The organism is Streptomyces sp. NBC_01089 (genome assembly GCF_045162975.1).
Lineage (GTDB): Bacteria > Actinomycetota > Actinomycetes > Streptomycetales > Streptomycetaceae > Streptomyces.
Map to the genome: position 1 here is coordinate 7,865,042 of NZ_CP108660.1, position 20,436 is coordinate 7,885,477.

At 71.2% G+C, this 20,436-nt stretch carries 16 protein-coding genes; 11 read left to right on the forward strand and 5 right to left on the reverse strand.

Features of this window, described 5'->3' with window-relative positions; translation table 11 throughout:
- Positions 1–47: 47 nt before the first annotated feature.
- Positions 48–1,421, reverse strand: coding sequence for an NCS2 family permease (locus OG510_RS35405; protein WP_406142109.1), 1,374 nt, complete (start codon positions 1,419–1,421; stop codon positions 48–50).
- Between the two features lie 198 nt (positions 1,422–1,619).
- Between OG510_RS35405 and OG510_RS35410 the strand changes: the two genes are divergently transcribed.
- Positions 1,620–2,618 carry a LacI family DNA-binding transcriptional regulator gene (locus OG510_RS35410; RefSeq protein ID WP_406142110.1) on the forward strand — a complete coding sequence of 333 codons (999 nt, stop codon included), beginning with the start codon at positions 1,620–1,622 and terminating at the stop codon, positions 2,616–2,618.
- Here OG510_RS35410 and OG510_RS35415 read toward each other — a convergent pair whose 3' ends face one another.
- Together OG510_RS35415 and OG510_RS35420 are read right to left on the reverse strand one after the other, a co-directional pair.
- The gene (locus OG510_RS35415; protein WP_406142111.1) at positions 2,619–3,845 is read right to left on the reverse strand and encodes a nitrate/nitrite transporter; all 1,227 of its coding nucleotides are present in this window, start codon (positions 3,843–3,845) and stop codon (positions 2,619–2,621) included.
- A gap of 217 nt (positions 3,846–4,062) precedes the next feature.
- Positions 4,063–5,262 (reverse strand): hypothetical protein, encoded by a 1,200-nt coding sequence (locus tag OG510_RS35420; RefSeq protein WP_406142112.1) that lies wholly within the window; start codon positions 5,260–5,262, stop codon positions 4,063–4,065.
- 239 nt (positions 5,263–5,501) lie between these two features.
- Here OG510_RS35420 and OG510_RS35425 point away from each other — a divergent pair, with 239 nt between their 5' ends.
- The 5 genes from OG510_RS35425 to OG510_RS35445 all read left to right on the forward strand — a co-directional run bounded on the left by OG510_RS35425 (position 5,502) and on the right by OG510_RS35445 (position 11,757).
- A complete protein-coding gene (locus OG510_RS35425; RefSeq protein WP_406142113.1) occupies positions 5,502–6,611 on the forward strand; it encodes an LLM class flavin-dependent oxidoreductase in 1,110 nt (369 codons plus the stop codon).
- On the forward strand, positions 6,608–7,366 hold the full coding sequence (locus OG510_RS35430; protein WP_406142114.1) for an FMN reductase: 759 nt from the start codon (positions 6,608–6,610) through the stop codon (positions 7,364–7,366). The genes OG510_RS35425 and OG510_RS35430 overlap by 4 nt, the downstream gene beginning before the upstream one ends.
- A 155-nt stretch (positions 7,367–7,521) precedes the next feature.
- Positions 7,522–8,415: an LLM class F420-dependent oxidoreductase gene (locus OG510_RS35435; RefSeq protein WP_406142115.1), complete on the forward strand. Its 894-nt coding sequence runs from the start codon at positions 7,522–7,524 to the stop codon at positions 8,413–8,415.
- Positions 8,416–8,679: 264 nt separating this feature from the next.
- Positions 8,680–10,530, forward strand: a complete 1,851-nt coding sequence (locus tag OG510_RS35440; RefSeq protein ID WP_406142116.1) for an exo-alpha-sialidase — start codon at positions 8,680–8,682, stop codon at positions 10,528–10,530.
- Positions 10,531–10,659: 129 nt separating this feature from the next.
- Positions 10,660–11,757: a right-handed parallel beta-helix repeat-containing protein gene (locus OG510_RS35445; protein ID WP_406142117.1), complete on the forward strand. Its 1,098-nt coding sequence runs from the start codon at positions 10,660–10,662 to the stop codon at positions 11,755–11,757.
- Between the two features lie 82 nt (positions 11,758–11,839).
- Here OG510_RS35445 and OG510_RS35450 read toward each other — a convergent pair whose 3' ends face one another.
- Together OG510_RS35450 and OG510_RS35455 are read right to left on the reverse strand one after the other, a co-directional pair.
- Positions 11,840–12,802 carry an acetylxylan esterase gene (locus OG510_RS35450; RefSeq protein ID WP_406142118.1) on the reverse strand — a complete coding sequence of 321 codons (963 nt, stop codon included), beginning with the start codon at positions 12,800–12,802 and terminating at the stop codon, positions 11,840–11,842.
- A 119-nt stretch (positions 12,803–12,921) separates the two neighbouring features.
- Entirely contained in the window at positions 12,922–13,665 is a 744-nt protein-coding gene (locus OG510_RS35455; RefSeq protein WP_406142119.1) for a FadR/GntR family transcriptional regulator, read from the reverse strand.
- 122 nt (positions 13,666–13,787) lie between these two features.
- On the opposite strand from OG510_RS35455, the gene OG510_RS35460 reads away from it, so the two are divergent.
- The 5 genes from OG510_RS35460 (at position 13,788) to OG510_RS35480 (ending at position 20,371) form a co-directional block, all read left to right on the forward strand.
- The gene (locus tag OG510_RS35460) at positions 13,788–15,389 is read left to right on the forward strand and encodes an ABC transporter substrate-binding protein (protein WP_406142120.1); all 1,602 of its coding nucleotides are present in this window, start codon (positions 13,788–13,790) and stop codon (positions 15,387–15,389) included.
- Between the two features lie 66 nt (positions 15,390–15,455).
- Entirely contained in the window at positions 15,456–16,406 is a 951-nt protein-coding gene (locus OG510_RS35465; protein WP_406142121.1) for an ABC transporter permease, read from the forward strand.
- Between the two features lies 1 nt (position 16,407).
- Complete coding sequence (locus OG510_RS35470; RefSeq protein ID WP_406142122.1) at positions 16,408–18,453, forward strand: dipeptide/oligopeptide/nickel ABC transporter permease/ATP-binding protein; 2,046 nt, start codon at positions 16,408–16,410, stop codon at positions 18,451–18,453.
- Entirely contained in the window at positions 18,450–19,445 is a 996-nt protein-coding gene (locus OG510_RS35475; RefSeq protein ID WP_406142123.1) for an oligopeptide/dipeptide ABC transporter ATP-binding protein, read from the forward strand. Before OG510_RS35470 ends, OG510_RS35475 begins: the two co-directional genes overlap by 4 nt.
- On the forward strand, positions 19,442–20,371 hold the full coding sequence (locus tag OG510_RS35480; RefSeq protein ID WP_406142124.1) for a dihydrodipicolinate synthase family protein: 930 nt from the start codon (positions 19,442–19,444) through the stop codon (positions 20,369–20,371). The genes OG510_RS35475 and OG510_RS35480 overlap by 4 nt, the downstream gene beginning before the upstream one ends.
- Positions 20,372–20,436 lie beyond the last annotated feature (65 nt).

The window sequence follows — 20,436 nt, forward strand, 5'->3', positions numbered from 1 at the left end:
GCCTTCGGTGTCCCGGCGCCCCTGCCCGGGGCAGCGGGGATTCTGGGTCAGGGGACGAGTGTGTAGAAGTAGTAGCCGAGCGGGATCATCACGATCCACAGCCCGAGCGGGATCTCCCGGAACCGGCCGGCGGCGGCCTTGACCAGGACATGGGCGGCGAGGCCGACGGCGATCCCGGTGCCGAAGTTGCCGAAGAAGATGGTGGTCGCGACGACCAGCGCGGCCGGGATCGCGTCCGTCGGGTCGCGGAAGTCGACGTTGCGCAGCGCGCCCAGCATGCTCAGGCCGATGTACATCAGGACCGGTGCGGTCGCGGCCGAAGGGATCAGCGTCGCGAACGGTGTGACGAGCAGCAGCGCCGCGAAGCCGAGCGCCGCGTACACCGAGGTGAGCCCGGTACGGCCACCGCTGTCCGCGCCCGCCGACGACTCCAGATACGCGGTCATGCTGGGTGCGCCGAGAGCGGCGCCGCCGATCACCGCGCCCGAGTCGACGTAGAACGGCCGCCTGATGCCCGGCACATTGCCGTCCTTGTCGGTCAGACCGGCCCGGCCCGCCACGGCGATCAGGGTGCCCGTCATGGAGAAGAACTCCGAGACGAAGAAGGCGAAGATGTACGGGAAGTACTGCGGTTTCAGCGCGCCCAGGATGTCGACGTGGAACAGCACGGGGCCCGGACTGTCGGGCGCCCCGAAGAAGTGTCCCGGCCGCTCGGTCACCCCGCACGGGATGCCCGCCAGGGTCACCACGGCGATGGTGATCAGGAAGGCGCCGGGCACCTTCCTGGTCACCAGGGCCGTCAGCAGCACCAGACCGCCGAGCGCGAGCAGGGCCGCCGGCTGCGAGAGGTCGCCGAGACTCAGCGAGTTGCCCGCGGTCTTCGCGATCACCAGACCGCTGTCCCGGAAGCCGAGCAGCGCGATGAAGAGCCCGAGGCCGCCGCTGATCGCGTACTTGAGGTTGAGCGGCATCAGCCGGGTGATCAGATCGCGGATGCCCAGGGCCGTGAGCACCAGAAAGGCGACACCGGACCAGAAGACCATGCCCAGCGCGGAGTCCCAGGGCACCCCGTCCTGGCCGACGATCGTGACGGCGAGCAGCGCCACCCCGCCGAGACCGGGGGCGAGTACGAACGGCAGGTTCGCGAACAGGCCCATCGCGAGTGTGGCCAGCACGATCGCGATGATCACCGCGGTGGTGACCGGGCCGAGCGGCAGCCCCGCCTTCGCCAGCTGGCCGGGCACGACCACCGCCGCGTAGGCGGCCGCGACGAACATGGACAGGCCCGCGACGGCCTCGGTGCGTGGCGTGCTGCCGCGCTCGCGGACGCGGAACAGCCGCTCGATGAGCGAGGAGCGTGGTCCGGGGGCGGCGGCCAGCTCGGGCGCGTCCGGTACGTCGGGCGCGTCGGGTCGGTGCATGAGTACCTCGGCAGGATGAGGGGGCGAGGCCGGGTCTCTGCAACCGGTTTATGTAACCGGTTGCAGAGACCGGTTGCGGATAGGATGGCACGGCCCGGCCGCCACGTGAACCCCGTGATCGGTCACACTGCGGTCACACGGTCCGTACGGACGCGGCGAAGAGCCCGGCCCGTACGGCGGACGGAGGGGGATCCGACGATGGCGACGCTGGCCGATGTGGCCCGTGCGGCAGGCGTGTCCAAGGCCACGGCGTCGCGGGCGCTGATGCGCCCGGAGATGGTCGCGGAGACCACCCTCCAGCGGGTGCGCGACGCCGCCGAACGCCTCGGCTTCCACCCGAACCCGGCCGCCCGCGCCCTGACCACCGGACGCACCGGCATGATCGGCCTGATCGTGCCGACCCTCGCCAACCCCTTCTTCGCACCGCTCGTCCTCGGCGCCCAGCAGGCGGCCGAGGAGACCGACAGCCATCTGCTGCTCGCCGTGTCCGAGTACAGCGCCGAACGCGAGGCGGCGCTCGCCGACCGGATCTCCGAGCAGGTCGACGGGCTGGTCATGGTCGCACCGGTCGGCCCGGACGCCGCGCTGCGCGCGCGGGCGGGCCGCCGTCCCCTCGTCCTGGTCGACCGGCGCTCGGGCCGGCTGCCCGCCGTCGTCCTCGACACCGCGTCCGGTACGTCCGAGCTGGTCCGGCATCTTCTGGAGCTGGGGCACCGCGACATCGCGTATGTCTCCGGGCCTGCCGGCTCCTGGGCCGACGCGCGGCGCCGGTCGGCGATGGCGGAGCAGGCCGATGCCGCCGGTGCGCGGCTGCGGGTGCTGGGGCCGCTGCCGCCCACCTTCGACGCGGGGATCGGGGCCGCGGCCGCGCTGCCGTCCGGCGCCACCGCGGTGATCGCCTACAACAGCTATCTGGTGCTGGGGCTGCTGCACGGGCTGAAGGCGGCCGGTATCCGCGTCCCCGATGACATGAGCCTGGCCGCGGCCGACGACCTCACGGCGCTCGGCGCGACCTCCCCGGCCGTCACCGCGCTGGGCGTCCCGGTCGGTGAGGCGGGACGGCTCGCGGTGACCCGGCTGCTCGAAGTGTGCGCGGGCAGCCGCAGGACCGTCGTGACCGAGCTGCCGACCGAGCTGCACCGCCGGGCGTCGACGGCCGCGCCGGGGCGCCGGCCCGCCGGCCCGCGCCCGGTCTGATCACGGTTCGGCGGTGGCGGGCCGGATCGTCCGCATCCGGCCGAACGCGTAGACGCACCCGGCCAGTGCCAGGTCGGAGAGCAGCATGAAGCCGATCGAGTAGGTGCCCTTCGAGCTGTAGATCGCGCCCATGACGAGTGGCGGCACAAACCCGCCCAGCCCGCCCATCGCCCCCACGATCCCGGTCACACTGCCCACTTGGGGCTGTGGGGTGACCTGGGAGACCAGGGCGAACACACTGCCGCTCGCGGTGCCCAGGCCGGCCGCCATCAGCAGGAAGCAGACGGTGCCTGTGGGGTTCAGCAGCGGGTCGAAAGCCTGCACGATCGCCATCAGTGCCACCAGGGCGAGCGCACCCGCCGTGACGACGGCCGGGTGGATCAGGTCGGCCAGGCGTCCGCCGACGGGCCGGAAGATGACGGTGACCAGCGCGAAACCGGCTGCCTTGGTGCCCGCGTCGGTCGGGGACAGGTGGTACCAGGTCTTCAGATACGTGGGCAGATAGACGCCGAACGCCACGATCCCGCCGAACCCGATCGCGTACAGCGCCGACAGCTCCCAGGTCACCCGCAGCCGCCCGGCGCCGCCGAGCCGGGCGGCCAGCGGGGTGGTGGGCACCTTCCGGTCCGGATGGTCGCTGATCAGCAACGCGCCCAGCACGGCGAACACGGCCAGCGCGAGGGCCACCACGATGAACGGCAGGTTGACGCCGTGCTTGGCGATCCGGGTGGTGAAGTAGCCGGAGAGGGCCACCCCGCCCATGCCCATGCCGAACACACCGAGCGCCAGCCCCCGTTTCTCGGGCGGGAACCAGGAGTTGACGAGCGGGATCCCGATCGCGAAGGTCGTACCGCCGAGCCCCAGCAGAAAGCCGACGGCCAGCAGCGCGCCGTACGAGTCCCTCGCGGGGATCAACAGCAGCACCGGCACGATGGTGAACGCGGTGACCAGCGGGAACATCAGCTTCGCGCCATACCGGTCGGTGAGCGCGCCGACCGGGATCCGGCCCAGCGAGCCGACGATCACGGGCACCGCGACCAGCAGCGACTGCTGGAAGGAACTGAGCCCGAGCCGGTCCTTGTAGTCGCTGCCCAGCGGAGCGATCAGCGACCAGGCCCAGAAGGTCAGCGTGAAGCCGATCGTCGCCATCACCAGGTTCCGGTACGCGGACGCGGTGGACGCCTTGGGTACGCGCGGCGTGGCGGGGGATGCGGTTGCGGTGCCCATGGTCCTCCGGCTTCCTCGTACGGCTCCCTTCCGAGGCTCGGCGGGGCCGGACGGCGCCGCCACCCGGCGCACCCGAATGGCCCTGTACGGGGCGGGGTCACTCCGGGCGGCGACGGTCCGCGATGACGGGGGCGGGCCGGCCGGGGCCGCCCGAAGGGCGGGATGCCGTGAGGGGTGCGCGCCGGTTGGGGTGCTGGTGCGGCGCGCACCCCGTGCGTCAGTGGGCCGAGGGTGCGGGGCCGAATCCTTCGATCACCGGATGCCACGTCGGCTGCAGCTGCGGCAGTGTCGAGCCGACCGTCCAGGCGGTGGGGCCGCCCGGCCTCGGGTGCGGGACGGTGGCGACGCCGAACAGTGAGGCCCCTGTGCCGCCTGGACCGCTGTCGGCGGGCACGGTGTGCCAGGCCGTGCCGTCCCAGCGCAGCGTGAACGCCGGTGTGTCGACGCCCTGTTGCTCGCCGACCGCCCACAGCCGGCCGTGCGCGTCGGCGGAGACCGCGTGCAGATTCGCGGCGGCCGTCGGTGTGGCGACCCGGGTCCAGCTGTGCCCGTCCCAGTGCAGGGTCAGCGGGTGGGTGGCCCCGTCGGAGGGCCCGCCACCCCCGACTGCCCAGATGTCGTCGGGCCCGGCAGCCGTGACCGCGTTGAGCGACTCGCCCTGGCCCGCGGTGTGCGGCGCGGGGACGATCCGCCAGGCCCTGCCGTCCCAGTGCTCGGTCAGCGGGTGGCCCGCGCCCTGTGCGTCGTACGCCACGCCGACGGCCCACGCGCCTCCCGCGCCGTCGGGGGTGGCGCCCTCCAGCAGGGCGTCGCCGCCCGTGGAGGGGGTGGCGACGGACGCCCAGCGGTGGCCGTCCCAGTGGTAGGTGAGCGGTCGCGGGCTGCCGAGCCGGTCCTCGGCGGTGACTCCGACCGCCCAGATGTCGTCCGGGCGTACGGCGGCGAGCGCCGACGGGTAGGCCGACCGGTTCGCGGGCTCCGCGGGCAGCGGGACGGTGTGCCAGGCCCGGCCGTCGAAGTGCTCGCCGAGCGAGCGGTCCTGTCCGGCCGACTTGTCGTTCCAGGTGCCCACCGCCCATACGTCGTGGGCGGAGAGCGGCGCCACCGCGTCGAGCTGACCCGCCCCGGACTGTCCGGGTACCGACGTCGCCCGCCAGGCCCGGCCGTCGAAACGCTCGGCGACGGGAACGCTGACGCCCGATCCGTCCTCGCGGTACCCGACGGCCCAGGCGTCGGCCGGACCGCGGGCCGCGACACCCCGCAGCTCCTCGTTGCGCTGGGGCCCGGCCGCGTTCCAGGTGTGCCAGCCGTCGGGCGGGGCCCCGGCGGCCGCCAGCGCCGGGGCCGCCATCGCCAGCGACGCGGCCAGCGCCATCAGGGTGAGTCTCCCGCCGTGCCGTACTGCTCTGCTGTGCATCCGTACTCCCTCTGCCCGTAACCGTCCGTGCTGTCGCCGTGCCAAACGGCACCGGGCGGGCCGAGGGTGCGGCGGCTCACCCGGTTGAACGCGCGGTCGGGCAGTCGCCCGAGCAGCCTGAGTCGCCTCCTGCGCGCCGCCGTCCGGCCGTGCTCAGGGGGCCGGAATACGGACGGGGGGCCGACCGTTGTACGATTCAGTTCAACATTCAACTACTGGCTTCGAGAGGTGTGAGCGCGATGCAGTTCGGAATCTTCACCGTCGGCGACGTCACGACCGACCCGACCACGGGGAAGGCGCCGTCCGAGCACGAGCGGATCAAGGCGATGGTCGCCATCGCGCTCAAGGCCGAGGAGGTCGGGCTCGACGTCTTCGCGACCGGTGAGCACCACAACCCGCCGTTCGTGCCGTCGTCCCCCACCACGCTGCTCGGCCATGTCGCGGGCCGCACCGAGAACATCATCCTCTCCACCTCCACCACCCTCATCACGACGAACGACCCGGTGAAGATCGCCGAGGACTACGCGATGCTCCAGCATCTGGCCGACGGCCGCGTCGACCTGATGATGGGGCGCGGGAACACCGGCCCGGTCTACCCGTGGTTCGGGCAGGACATCCGCCAGGGGATCCCGCTCGCCGTGGAGAACTACGCACTGCTGCACCAGCTGTGGCGCGACGACGTCGTGGACTGGGAGGGCAAGTTCCGTACACCGCTGCAGAGCTTCACCGCCACGCCGCGGCCCCTCGACGGTGTGCCGCCTTTCGTCTGGCACGGCTCGATCCGCAGCCCCGAGATCGCTGAGCAGGCCGCGTACTACGGCGACGGCTTCTTCGCCAACAACATCTTCTGGCCGAAGGACCACTTCAAGCGGCTGATCTCGTTCTACCGGGAGCGCTTCGCCTTCTACGGGCACGGGACTCCCCAGCAGGCCGTCGTGGGTCTCGGCGGCCAGGTGTTCATGCGGAAGAACTCGCAGGACGCCGTACGGGAGTTCCGGCCGTACTTCGACAACGCGCCGGTGTACGGGCACGGGCCGTCGCTGGAGGAGTTCACCGAGCAGACACCGCTGACCGTCGGCAGCCCGCAGGAGGTCATCGACAAGACGCTGACCTTCCGGGACTCCTTCGGTGACTACCAGCGGCAGCTCTTCCTGATGGACCACGCGGGGCTGCCCCTGAAGACCGTCCTCGAACAGCTCGACATCCTCGGCGAAGAGGTCGTGCCGGTGCTGCGCGAGGAGTTCGCGAAGGGCCGGCCGGCGGAGGTGCCGGACGGGCCCACCCATGCGGCGCTGGTCGCCGCGCGTGACGGTGGCCGGGTGACCGGGAGCGAGGAGGTGGCGGCATGACCGCCCTGAAACTGGTGGCCGTCTCGGCCGGTCTCGGCCGGCCGTCGTCGACCAGGCTGCTGGCCGACCGGCTGACCCAGGCCACGGCCGGCGCACTGGACGGCAGGGAGACCGAGGTCCGGGTCGTGGAGATACGCGATCTGGCCACCGCCATCGCCAACCACCTGGTGACCGGCTTCCCGAACCCCGTCCTGCGCGATGCCATCGACGCGGTGACGGGCGCGGACGGGCTGATCGCGGTGACGCCGGTCTTCACCGCCTCGTACAGCGGGCTCTTCAAGTCGTTCTTCGACCTGATCGACAACACGGCGCTGGCCGGTAAGCCGGTGCTGGTCGCCGCGACCGGCGGCACCGCGCGCCATTCGCTCGTACTGGAGCACGCGATGCGCCCGCTCTTCGGCTATCTGCGGGCGGTGGTCGTCCCGACCGCCGTGTACGCGGCATCCGAGGACTGGGGTTCGGACGGCGACGCCGACGGCGGCAGTCTGCCCGACCGCATCGAGCGGGCCGGGCGGGAACTGGCCGCGCTGATGGCGGGCCGGCCGGCTGCCGAGCCCGTCCGCACGGACGGTGCCTCCGGGAGCGGCGCCCTTGGGGAGGATGCCCGTGCGGACAGTGCCCGTGCGGACAGTGCCCGTGCGGACAGTGCTCATGGAGACGGCCTCGGTGCGGGCGGACTCCGTGCGGACGAGGACGACATCTACGCGAACGTGGTGCCGTTCGCGCAGCAGCTGGCCGGGCTCCGCACCGACTGAACCGTGCCGGCTGACCCCGTGGGGGCTGACCCGCGTCGACCGGCCCGTGCCGACCGGCCCCCGCGCGCCGGGGGAGTGGCCGGTGCGCTCGGCCGATCGGGGGAGAATGCCGGGACACCGGAATAGGGGCCGGACCGGAGCGGGTTGGAGTCTCCATGACTTCTGAGACCTCTGACGTACACGCGCGCTTCGGCACCATCGGCATCTGGAGCGGGGCCCTGCACCCCGCTGACCCCGGCCGCCGCGGTGAGGTGTCCGAGGCCGTGGCCGAGCTGGACGAGCTCGGCTACGGCACCCTCTGGATCGGCGGCAGCCCCTCCATGGAAGAGGTGGTGCCCGTCGTCGACGCGACGCGGCGCATCACCGTCGCCACCGGCATCCTCAGTATCTGGCAGCACAGTGCCGCCGATGTCGCGGAGCAGATCGCCCGGATCGAGAAGCACCACCCGGGCCGGTTCGTACTCGGTATCGGCGTCAGCCATGACGCGCTCACCCCGCAGTACGCCCGGCCGTACTCGGAGATGGTCGCCTACCTCGACGCGCTGGACACCGCGTCCGACCCGGTGCCCGCATCCCGCCGGGTGCTGGCCGCGCTCGGCCCGAAGATGCTGAACCTGTCCGCGGCGCGTGCCGCCGGGGCGCACCCCTATCTGGTCACCGCCGAGCACACCGCGCAGGCCCGCGCCACCCTCGGCCCCGACGCCCTGCTCGCCCCCGAGCTGAAGGTCGTACTCGACACCGATATCGACCGGGCACGCACCGTCGCACGGGAAACGCTGTCGATGTATCTGCAACTCCCCAACTACACCAGCAATCTGCTGCGGCTCGGCTTCGAGGAAGCCGACTTCACCGGGGGCGGCAGCAACCGGCTGCTCGACGCGCTCTTCGCCCTGGGCGACCTGGATACGGCGCGGGCCCGGGTGGACGCCTACCGTGCGGCGGGCGCCGACCATGTGGCGCTCCAGGTGCTGACGGCGGACCCGCACAGCGATCTGCCGCGCGCCGAGTGGCGCGAGCTGGCGGCGGCCTTCTCCCTCGGCCGGCCCTGACCGAACCGGAGAACGGACGGAGAACGCACCGAACGGACCATTCACCACGTATCGACGGCCCCGCGGCCCTGACCGCGGGGCCGTCGCCGTCGTCCTGGGGAACTGGCCTGCGGCACCTGCCTATTGACGCCTCAGTCCGCCCGCTCCTAAGGTCTCGAACCACTCGACGCATGACGTCTGATGTCATGCGTCGAGTGATTCGTGGTTCCTTCTTGTCCCCCCTCGTCCTTCAACTCCCTCTCGCACCAAGGAGCGTCCGAGCAGATGGCATTGACGTGGAGAGCACCAGCAGCCTTGCGGAGACTGGTCGTTGCCCTGTCGGCGGTGGTGGCGACGCTCGCCGCGGCCACGGTGGCGACGACGGGCCCGGCCGGCGCGGCGGACGGCAGCCAGTCGGCCGTGGTCAGCCAGGACTGCACCAGCAGCCGGATCCGGGTGGCGCTGCTCAACCCCACCGCCGCGGCGACCACCTTCACGGTGACCTGGGCCGGTACCGGTACCTGGACCCGTACGGTGGCCGCCGGTGACCGTACCGATCTGTACTTCTCCAAGCCCAGCGGTACGGACTACTCGTTCCGCACCACCACACCCCAGGGCCTGGACAGGACCACGACGGGCACCCTGGACTGCAGCCGGTCGATGGCCGCGCAGATCAGCGCGGAGTGTCCGCGCGACGCCGACGGTTCGCTGCCCGCGACCCACCGGCTGAAGCTCACCCTGGTCAACCGGTCCGACACGTCGAAGACCTTCACCGTGGCGTGGGAGGGACGCTCCGGCTCGCCCTGGACCCGGACCGTCGCGGCACGCAGCTCGGACGACACCCTGTCCTGGACGGCCGACGACGGAACCGCGTACCGGATCAGGACGACGGCCACCGGCTTCGACCGTACCGAGAGCGGGACCGTGCACTGCGGGCTGGCCGCGGGGACGCCCGGGATGAACACCCAGACGCTCTTCTCCGCGCACACGTCCACCGGCGCGGGAACCGCGATCACCGGCCTGAACCGCGCCAAGGCCGACGGCAGTGGCTACGAGAGCTACACCGGCACCGCCAAGTCGGTCCGTATCCCGTCGATGGCCGTCACCAACAACGGCACCGTCATCGCCATGGCCGACGCCCGTATCGACAGCTCCAGCGACCTGGGCGGCGGCAGCAACAACATCCAGGTGGCCATGCGTCGCAGCACCGACGGCGGCGTCACCTGGACCGGCGCGTCCGCGGTCGCGCACGGGGCAACCACCAGCGAGGGGTACGGCGACAGCAGCCTCCTGGTGGACCGTTCCGCCGGGGCGGACGGCAAGGTCTTCGCGTTCATCAACTACTCGCCCGCACCCGGCGTCGGCTACGCGGGCTCGAAGGCCGGCTCGAACTCGGCGACCGACCCCACCGCCCTGCACATCCGGGTGATCTCCTCCACGGACAACGGCGCCACCTGGAGCAGCCCGGTGGATCTGAACCCGCAGGTCAAGAATGTCGCGTGGGCCGGGATGTTCGCCTCTTCCGGGCATGGCATCCAGCTCTCCGACGGCCGTCTCGTCCAGCCGATCGTCTACCACCAGGACGGGGCCGACCACGCGGGCAACATCTACTCCGACGACCACGGTGCGACCTGGCACGCGGGCGCGTCGGCGGCGAGCGGTGTGAACGAGAACAAGGCCATCCAGCGCGGCAGCGGCCAGGTGGTGCAGAACCTGAGGTCCAACAGCGGAGGCAACCGCTGGTACGCCACCGCAGCGGACACGGCCGCCGGCCGGAACGTCGCGGGCGCCTTCGGTCCGGCCTGGAACTCCGGCCTGATCGACCCCGGTTGCAACGCGGACGAGATCTCGTACCTCAGGCCCACCGATGTCGGCGCAGGCGGGTATCCCGCCCTCACCCCCGTCACGGTGCAGAGCAACAACGCGTCGGCGGCCGACCGCGACGAGCTGACCGTGCGGATGAGCGAGGACGACGGGGTGACCTGGCCGCACCAGGTGCTGATCAAGTCGGGTGCGGCCGGCTATTCGACCACGGCGGTCCTCGGCAACGGGGTGATCGGCGACCTCTACGAGATCGGTGACACCGGGGGCATCGTCTTCAGCAGCTTCACTCCCGACTGGGCACGGCAGTCCTGAACCGCCACGTGACCACCCGTCACGTGACCACCCGTCACATGACCAGGTGCAGGGCAGGTCGATGACCGAGAAGACTGGGACAGCCGAAATGACAGAGACCACAGAGACGACAGAGGAGATGCGGCAGACATGAATCCAGGACCGGGCGGCACGCCGCTCAGCCGACGGGCGCTGGCCGTGATGGCGGCCGCGGGTACCGCGACCGCCGTCGCCCCCGCCGCTCCCGCGCGTGCGGCCACGGCCGCGACGGGCCTCCCGATCCTGGCCGTGGACGCCGACTGGGCCGCCGTACTGGCGGCGTCACCGCGGGTGCAGCTGGTGCCGGGCGCCACGTACACCCTGTCGTCCACGGTCGAACTGCCCGACGGCTGCCACATCGTGGGCAACGGCGCCACGGTCACGGTCACCGGTGACACGGTCGGCGCCCTGAGAGCGACGGGCAGGCACGACATCGCGCTCACCGGGATCAGATTCCTCGGCAGAGCGGCCGATCCACTGGGCTCGGCCGCCTCCTTCGCCCATGTCGGGCTCCGGCTGGAGCGCTGCACCAACGCCCGGGTCGTCGACTGCGACTTCTCGTACTGGCGGGGAGCGGGCATCGCCGTCACCGGCTCGGCCTCCGACGACTACTTCGCCTACCGCTGCAAACTCCGGGGCAACAGCTTCGAACGCTGCTATTTCGGTGTCTCCATCGCCGACCGGAGCGAGTACTCGGTCCTCGGCGACAACACCTTCTCGTACTGCCGTCTCGCCGTCTGGAACTCGTCGGGCAACTGGACGGTCAGCGGCAACTCGGTGATGGGCTGCTACGGCGCCTACTACTCCTTCGCGCGCACCAGCCCGTACGGAACCCTGACGTCGGACAACTGGAACCACGGCACGCTCAGCGGCAACACCTTCAACCACTCGGACGGCGGCGCGAAGGCGCTCTGGAGCGCCAACGCGGCCTTCCCCATCGGTGGTTCCGCACAGGACCCGGGGCCGGGCATCGTGGTCGACGGGCTGCTGCCGCCCACTTTCACCGGCAACACCCTCTGGTATACGGACATCCGGGCCAACGACCTGGCGGGCACCGGCTGGCTGCTGTCGGGGTGCACCCTGTCGAATCTGACGGTCAGCTGCACCGGTACCGCCCCGGTCCGGATCGTGGGGACGCAGTCCAACGGGGCGGCGAACGCGCCCGTCCTGAGCGGACGGGTCACGGACGTGCTGGCGGGCCTCGGCTGACGGCGCCCCGAGGCCGGCGGCGCCCCCTCGGCCGGGCGGCGCCCCTCGGCCGGCGGCGGGGGAGCGGGAGGGCCCGTCGCGGTCAGCCGATCAGCTCCCTGACCCGGGCCAGCTGGAGGGCGCGGTGGTGTTCGCCACCGCCCTCATGGCCGTTGAAGCCATAGACCTCGACCTGCTTCGGACCGGCGTACGCGTGGTAGGCGCCGAAGCAGGTCGACGGCGGGCAGACCGGGTCCATCAGGGCGACGGAGAAGAGAGCGGGGGCCGTGGCCCTCGCCGCGAAGTGCACCCCGTCGAAGTAGGAGAGCGTTTCGAAGACGCTCCCGGCGCGGTCCCTGTGCAGCTGGAGATAGGTGGCGACCTCGGTGTACGGGCCCAGCGCGGCGCGCTCCGCCCCACGCCGTACGTCGCACAGGAACGGCACGTCGGGCAGGACACCGGCCAGCCCCGGTACGAGCGCCGACACGGCGAGCGCGATCCCGCCCCCCTGGCTGTGGCCCGTCACGACCACCCGCTCGGGGTCCACCTCGGGGTGGCTGCGGGCGGCCTCCACACAACGCACCGCGTCCGTGTACAGCCGCCGGTAGTAGTGGGTGTCGGGCGACTCGACACCCCGGGTGAGGAAGCCGGGCACCGAGCCGGCGCCGCCGGGGCCTTCGTCGACGGTGTGACCTGCCGCCGCCGACCAGCCCTGGCCACGGGTGTCCATCAGCAGATGCGCGTAACCGGCCGATGCCCAGAGCAGGTTCTCGTGCGCCAGCCCGCGGCCGCGGCCGTACCCCAGGAACTCCACGACGCAGCCGCGGAGTTGAGGCTCCCCGGCCGGAAGGTGGAGCCAGCCGCGCACCGGTGCGCCGTCGTAGCCGGTGAAGGTCACGTCCTGGACGCGGAGCCGGCCGAGGCCGCAGTCGACGGGGGTGAAGACCGGCCCGGCCGCCGGGGCCCGAGCGAGTGTGCGGTCCCAGAAGGCGTCGAAGTCCGCCGGGGGTGTCGCTTCGGAACGGTAGTCGAAGCACTCGTCACGGGTGAGATCCGTCAGCGGCATGCGGGTAGCCCTCCACAACCAAATGTATGACGTCAGATGTCATAAGGGTTGTGACCATAGAACGGGCCCGTTCCCTCGTCAAGGAGAGGAAACGGACCCGGAGTGCCGGACGGGGCAGGTCAGTTGGCCGCGTCGGCCTCCCTGGCCTCCTGCACCCGTCGCCTGACCGGCGCGTAGTGCTCGGCGATGGCGCGGGTGAAGGCATCGACATCGCCGGCCTGGGCGGCGTCGACGATCCTGCGGTGGTTCGCCACGGTCTCGGCCTCGTCCTTGCTGGTGATCACGCCGAGGTGCGGCACGACGATGGTGTACACGTCCCAGAAGGCGAGGGACAGCTGCCCGATCAGCTCGTTGCCGAGCGGTTCGACCAGCAGGGCGTGGAAGGCCCGGTCGGCCTCGACGAAGCCCGTGCCGTCGCCGCTCCTGGAGCGTTCCATGTCGTCCACGAGGCGGTACAGGCTGCGGAGATGGTCGCTGTCCAAGGAGGTGAGGATGCGCTCGGCCATCCCGCGCTCGAACAGCTCACGTACGTCCACCAGATCGGACATGACCTTGAAGTCGTCGTCGCGGCTGAGCAGTCCGCGGAAGGTGAGCCCCTCCACCAGCGCGGAGAGGCTGAGCCTGCCGACGTAGGTGCCATGGCCGTGCCGCACCTCGACGATGTCCAGTGCGTCGAGGGTCTTGACCGCCTCGCGCACGCTCGACCGGCTCGCGCCGAGTGTGGCGCTCAGTTCGCTCTCGGTGGGCAGCGGGTCCCCCGGGCGGAGCTTGTTCTCCAGGATGTACCGCTTGATTCCCTCGCTGACCTCCTGTCTCAGCAGGGAACGCCCCTGACGCCCTTCCAGGATTTGTCGGCTCTCCACCCCTTGACCCCTCTCCTTGTCCCAGCTACGTTCACACGTTACCAGCCATCAGACATCAGACATCGGACAAGTTTTCTCGTCCGGTGCCGTCGCTGTTCCGTTCCCCCGCACTAGGAGGACCCGTGTCTCGGACGACACCTGCCAGAGCCGACCGCCGCAGTTTTCTGCGCCTCGCCGGGGCGGTGGGCGCCGCCGCCGCGTTCACGGGAACGCTCGCCGCCTGCGGCGGCCCCGCCTCCACCAGGGGGGCGGGGTCCTCCACCGGCGGCAAGTCCGGGAGCGGCACGATCGAAGCCGGTATCTCCTACGCCCTGTCCACCGGCTTCGACCCGATGACCTCCTCCGGTGCCACCCCGGTCGCGGCCAACTGGCACATCTTCGAGGGCCTGGTGGACCTGGACCCGGTGACACTCACCGCCCGTCCGGCACTGGCCACCAGGATGCCGGTCAAGGTGAACGCCACGACGTACCACGCCACGCTGCGCGACGGTGCGACCTTCCACGACGGTTCGGCCGTCACACCGGACGACGTCGTCTTCAGCTTCGAACGCATCCTGGACGTGAAGAACGCGTCGCTCATGGCGCAGTTCCTGCCGTTCCTCAAGAGCGTCAAGGCTGTTGACACGAAGACCGTCGAGTTCAAGCTCAAGTACCCCTTCGCGCTGTTCCCTTCGCGTATATCGGTCACCAAGATCGTGCCCAAGAAGATCGTCCAGGCCGATCAGAAGGGCTTCGACGCCAAGCCCGTCGGATCCGGCCCCTACCGGCTGGTCTCCGCCACCCGCGAGGACAAGATCGTCTTCAAGAAGTACGCCGCCTACAACGGCCGCTACCCGGCCAAGGCCGACGACATGGTCTGGAACCTGGTCGCCGACGCGTCCGCCCGGGTCAGCGCCATGCAGTCCGGCCGCGTCCAGGCCATCGAGGACGTGCCGTACATCGACATGGCCGGCCTGGCCAAGAAGTCCGAGGTCGAGTCGGCGCAGTCCTTCGGGAACCTCTTCCTGATGTTCAACTGCTCCAAGGCGCCCTACAACGACAAGCGGGTCCGCCAGGCGCTGCACTACGCCCTGGACACCGAGAAGATCATCAAGACCGCGATGGGCGGCGGCGCGACCGCCGCGTCCGGCTATCTGCAGACCACGCACCCCGACTACCACCGGGCCACCACGGTCTACGGATATGACAAGGCCAAGGCCCAGAAGCTGCTCAAGGACGCCGGCGTCCGCGGCATCAAGGTGAAGCTGCTGCTCACCGACACGTCCTGGGTCCAGGACATCGCCCCGCTGATCAAGGAGTGCTGGGACGCCGTCGGCGTCACGACCACCCTCGACATCGGGCAGTCCTCCGCGCAGTACGCCAAGGTCGACCAGAACGACTTCGAGGTGCTCGTCGCGCCCGGCGACCCCTCGGTCTTCGGCAACGACGTCGACCTCCTGATGCGCTGGTTCTACGTGGGCACCTGGCCCGAGACCCGGTTCCACTGGTCCGGTACGGCCGAGGCCAAGAAGGTCGTCAAGCTGCTCGACCAGGCAGCCCAGGCCACCGACGAGACCGCGCGCAAGAAGCTGTGGGCCCAGGCCACGGACATCGTCGCCGAGCAGGCCCCCCTCTACCCGGTGCTGCACCGCAAGCTCCCCACCGCATGGGACAGCGGCGCACTCTCCGGATTCAAGCCGGTCCCCACCACCGGACTGTCGTTCCTGGACGTCGCCCGCGCCTGACCGGAGCGCCGGCGCCGGCCGCACCCGGCGCCGGCCGCACCCTCCCATATCGCAAGGAACCTCACGATGGTTGCTTTCCTCCGGCTCGCGCTGCGCCGCATCGCGATGATGCCGGTGATGATCCTCGGCATCACTCTGCTGGTCTTCGTGGTGCTGCAGTTCTCTCCCTCGGACCCGGCCTACAACGCCCTCGGAGAGAGTTCGACCGCCGCCGCACGCGCGGCCTTCGCCCAGGCCAACGGCCTCAACGACCCGCTGCCCGTACGCTATTTCGACTTCCTCAAGGAACTGGTCCACGGGAACCTCGGCGTGACCGTACCGCCGAGCCAGCCGGTCGCCGACCGGATCTCCGTGGCCTTCCCGCTCACCCTCGAACTCACCCTGCTGGGGCTCCTGCTGGCCGTGGTGCTCGCCGTCGCGCTCGGCGTGACCGGCGCCGTCTTCCGTGACCGCTGGCCCGACCAGCTCATCCGCGTGCTGTCCATGGCCGGTGTCGCGGTGCCCTCGTTCTGGCTCGGGGTGCTGCTCATCCAGCAGTTCGCCCTGCGGTCCCCGGTCTTCCCGACCGGCGGCTACACCAACCCGGCGGACTCCTTCACCGGCTGGCTGCGCTGTATGACCCTGCCCGCCATCTCGCTTGCCGTCCCGGTGGCAGCGTCGCTGGCCCGGCTGATCCGTACCTCGATGGTCACCGAACTCGACCGTGACTACGTACGCACCGCCACCGGCAACGGGCTTCCCCGGACGCTCGTCATCCGCGGAGTGCTGCGCAACGCGCTCGTCACCCCGCTCACCGTCCTCGGTATCAAGGTCGGCTACCTGCTCAGCGGCGCGGTCGTCATCGAGGCCATCTTCGACCTGCCCGGCATGGGCAAGCTGATTCTCGAAGGGGTCACCGGGGGAGACGTGGCGCTGGTGCAGGGCACTGTCCTCACGATCGCCATCGCGTTCCTGGTCGTCAACGTCATCGTCGACCTGCTCTGTCTGCTGGTCAACCCGCGCATCAGGACGGTGTGACATGTTCACTGGCCGCCTCGGCCTCGTCAAGAGGCTCTCCCGCCCCGGCATCCGCTTCCGCTCGCTGCCGGTCACTTCCCGCATCGCCCTGTGCCTGCTGGTGGTCGTCGTGCTCGCCGCCGTTCTCGCACCGCTGTTCGCCCCCGATCCGCTCGCCACCGGGATGCCCGTCCAGGCCCCCGGCGCACACCACTGGTTCGGCACCGACCGGGTGGGCCGCGACATCTTCGCCCGGGTCGTGTTCGGCGCCCGGTACTCGCTGATGATCGGCCTGGGCGCCACCGCCGTGGCCGTCGTACTCGGCGCGGTCATCGGGTCGTTCGCCGCCACGTCGCCCAGGTGGGGTGACGAATCGGTGATGCGCACCCTGGACATCGTCATGTCGTTCCCGCCGATCGCCCTGGCCGCCGTACTCGTCACGGTCTTCGGCTCCAGCGTGCCCGTCCTGATCTTCACCATCGCCTTCGTCTACGTCCCGTCGCTGGCCCGCGTGGTGCGCGCCAACGTCCTCTCCCAGTACGGCGAGGACTACGTGGCGGCGGAGAAGGTCATCGGCGCCCGCCGCGGCTACATCGTCCGGCGCCATGTCGCGGTCAACTGCGCGGCGCCCGTCATGGTCTTCGCCACCGTGCTCGTCGCCGAGGCCATCATCTTCGAGGCGAGCCTCTCCTTCATCGGCGCGGGCGTGCAGGACCCCGAGCCCAGCTGGGGCAATGTGCTCTCCTACGGCCGGCAGATCCTGCTGTCCGGCGGCTGGTGGGCCACGCTCTTCCCCGGCCTCGTCCTGCTGGTCACCGTGCTGGCCCTCAACATCCTCTCCGAGGGCCTGACCGACGCGTCGGCCGCACCGGGCCAGGCCCGCGCCGACCAGGTGGACCCGGCCGCCACCGCCGCGGTCGCCGCCGCCCCCGCACCCGTCCCGGCCGACGACGAGCCTGCCGTTGACGTCGCCGCCGAGACCGAAGCGGGGGACCGGGCCGGGCAGCGCGCGGACCGGGACACGGTGGACGTGGCACTGTCCCGGCTGGCCGCCCAGGTGCTCCGTACGCCCTCCCGGATCAAGCCCGTGCCCGCCGCGGCGCCCGCCCTGCTCAGCGTGCGGGACCTGGCCATCCGCTTCCCTGACCGCTACGGCGACGTCCAGGTCGTCGACGGCATCTCCTTCACCGTCCACGAGGGCGAGACCCTCGGGCTCGTCGGCGAGTCGGGCTGCGGCAAGAGCATCACCAGCCTCGCCGTCATGGGGCTGCTGGCCCGCAACGCCGAGGTCAGCGGCAGCATCGAGTACCGCGGCCGTGACCTGCTCACACTCGGCCCCGCGGATCGCCGCGCCCTGGCCGGCCCCGAGATCGCGATGGTCTACCAGGACGCGCTGTCCTCGCTCAACCCGTCCGTCCTGGTGGGCAAGCAGCTCAAACAGCTCACCTCACGCGGCGGCACCAAGACCCCCGCCGAACTGCTCGAACTGGTCGGGCTCGCACCGGAGCGCACCCTGCGCAGCTACCCGCACGAGCTCTCCGGCGGCCAGCGCCAGCGCGTGTTGATCGCCATGGCGCTCTCCCGCAGCCCCCGGCTGCTGATCGCCGACGAGCCGACCACCGCGCTCGACGTCACCGTGCAGGCCCAAGTCGTCGAGCTGCTCGTTGAGTTGCGTGACGAGCTGGGCTTCGCCATGGTGCTCGTCTCCCACGACCTGGCCCTGGTGGGCGACCTCGCCCACCGCGTCGCGGTGATGTACGCGGGACAGATCGCCGAAGTGGGCGCCACCCGCCCGCTGCTGACCGATCCCGCGCACCACTACAGCCGCGGACTGCTCGGCTCGGTGACCTCCCTGGAGACCGGCGCCGACCGGCTGCACCAGATCCGGGGCGTCGTCCCCGCGCCGAAGCACTTCGGCGCCGGCTGCCGGTTCGCCTCCAGGTGCGCCGCCGCCACCGGACTGTGCCGTACCACCCCGCCCGCCCTGACCGACCGCGACGCCGGGGACCACGGCTTCGCCTGCCACCACCCGGCGGCCCCGGCGCTGCTGGAGGAGAGTGCCCGATGATCGAGCTCGAAGGCGTTCACGTCCGGCACCGCGCCCGCAGCGGCGGCCTGTTCCACCGGGACTCCGTCCACGCCCTGACGGACGCCACCCTGCGGGTCGGACAGGGGGAGATCGTCGGCCTGGTGGGCGAGTCCGGCTGCGGGAAATCCACCCTGGCGCGGGTGCTGACCGGGCTCCAGAAGCCCACCGACGGACGGATGCTGTTCCGCGGCGAGGACCTCTGGGAGATGCCCGCGGCCCGCAGGCGCCAGGAGTTCGGCTCGTCGGTCGGCGTGGTCTTCCAGGACCCGGCGACCGCGCTCAACCCGCGGATGCCGGTGGGCCGGATCCTGCGCGACCCGCTCGACGTGCACCGGCGCGGCACCGTACGCGAGCGTGAGCAGCGCGTGGAGGAACTGCTCGACCTGGTCGGGCTGCCGGGCCACACCGTCCGGTCGCTGCCCGGCCGGCTCTCGGGCGGTCAGCGCCAGCGCGTCGCCATCGCACGCGCTCTCGCCCTGGAGCCCGAGCTGATCGTCGCCGACGAGCCGACCAGCGCGCTGGACGTCTCGGTCCGCGCACAGGTGCTCAACCTGCTCATGGACCTGCGCGCGCGGCTCGGCCTCGGCATGGTGTTCATCTCCCACGACATCCAGACCGTGCGCTACCTGTCGGACCGCCTCGCGGTGCTCTACCTCGGCCGGATCGTGGAACAGGGCGCCGCCTCCACCGTTACAGCGGCGCCCGCACATCCGTACACCGAGGCACTCCTGTCGGCCACGCCCAGCCTGCTGACCGACACCGAGCGCATCGTGCTGACAGGCCCGGTGCCCTCGGCGACCAACCCGCCGACCGGCTGCCCGTTCCGTACGCGCTGCTGGAAGGCGGAGGACGACTGCGCCACCGCCTTCCCCGCGGCCACCGAAGGCGGCGGCGGTGGGCACCAGTGGCACTGCGTCCACCCCCAGCAGGCCGCCGCCCTTTCCGACACCCACGCAAGGAGCACGTCTTGACCTCCCGTACGCCCGGCATCCACGGAGTCGTCCCGCCCGTCGTCACCCCGCTCACCCCCGATGGGCAGGTCGACACGCACTCCCTGGAGAAGCTGGTCGCCTTCCTCATCGACGGCGGAGTGAACGCCCTGTTCGCCCTCGGCAGTTCCGGCGAGGTCGCCTACCTCACCGACCAGCAGCAGGCCACCGTCCTCGATGTGATCACCGGTGCGGCCGCCGGTCAGGTGCCGGTGCTGGCCGGAGTCATCGAGACCACCACCAACAAGGTCATCGAGCGCGCCCACGCCGCGGCCGCCCAGGGTGTCGACGCGCTGGTCGCCACCGCGCCCTTCTACACCCGCACCCACCCCACCGAGATCGACCGGCACTTCCGGCTGATCGCCGCCGCCGTCGACCTGCCGCTCTTCGCGTACGACATCCCGGTCTGCGTCAACAACAAACTGGACCGCTCGCTCATCATGTCCCTGGCCAGGGACGGGGTGCTGGCCGGCGTCAAGGACTCCAGCGGCGACGACGTGTCCTTCCGGCGGCTGGCCATCGACCTGCGGGAGCTGCCCGGCTTCGCCCTGCTGACCGGACACGAGGTCGTCGTCGACGCCATGCTGCTCGGCGGCGCCGACGGCTGCGTCCCCGGTCTCGGCAACGTCGACCCGCACGGCTACCGCCGCCTCCAGGACGCGGCGGACCGCGGCGACTGGGCCGCCGCCAAGGCCGAACAGGACCGGCTGGCCGAGCTGTTCGACATCGTCCTGGCTGCCGACCCGGCCGACTCGTCCGGTACGGCGGCGGGCCTCGGCGCGTTCAAGACCGCGCTCCGGGCACGCGGCGTCATCGCCCACAACACGGTGAGCCCGCCCATGCGGCCCCTCGACGAGCAGGAGGCCAAGGCCATCACCGGGATCCTCGACCGGGCCGGCCTGATGTGAGAGCGGACCGCACCGGTGCGGGACCGGCCCGGACACCACGCTGACGTCTTACGGCGACGGGGACC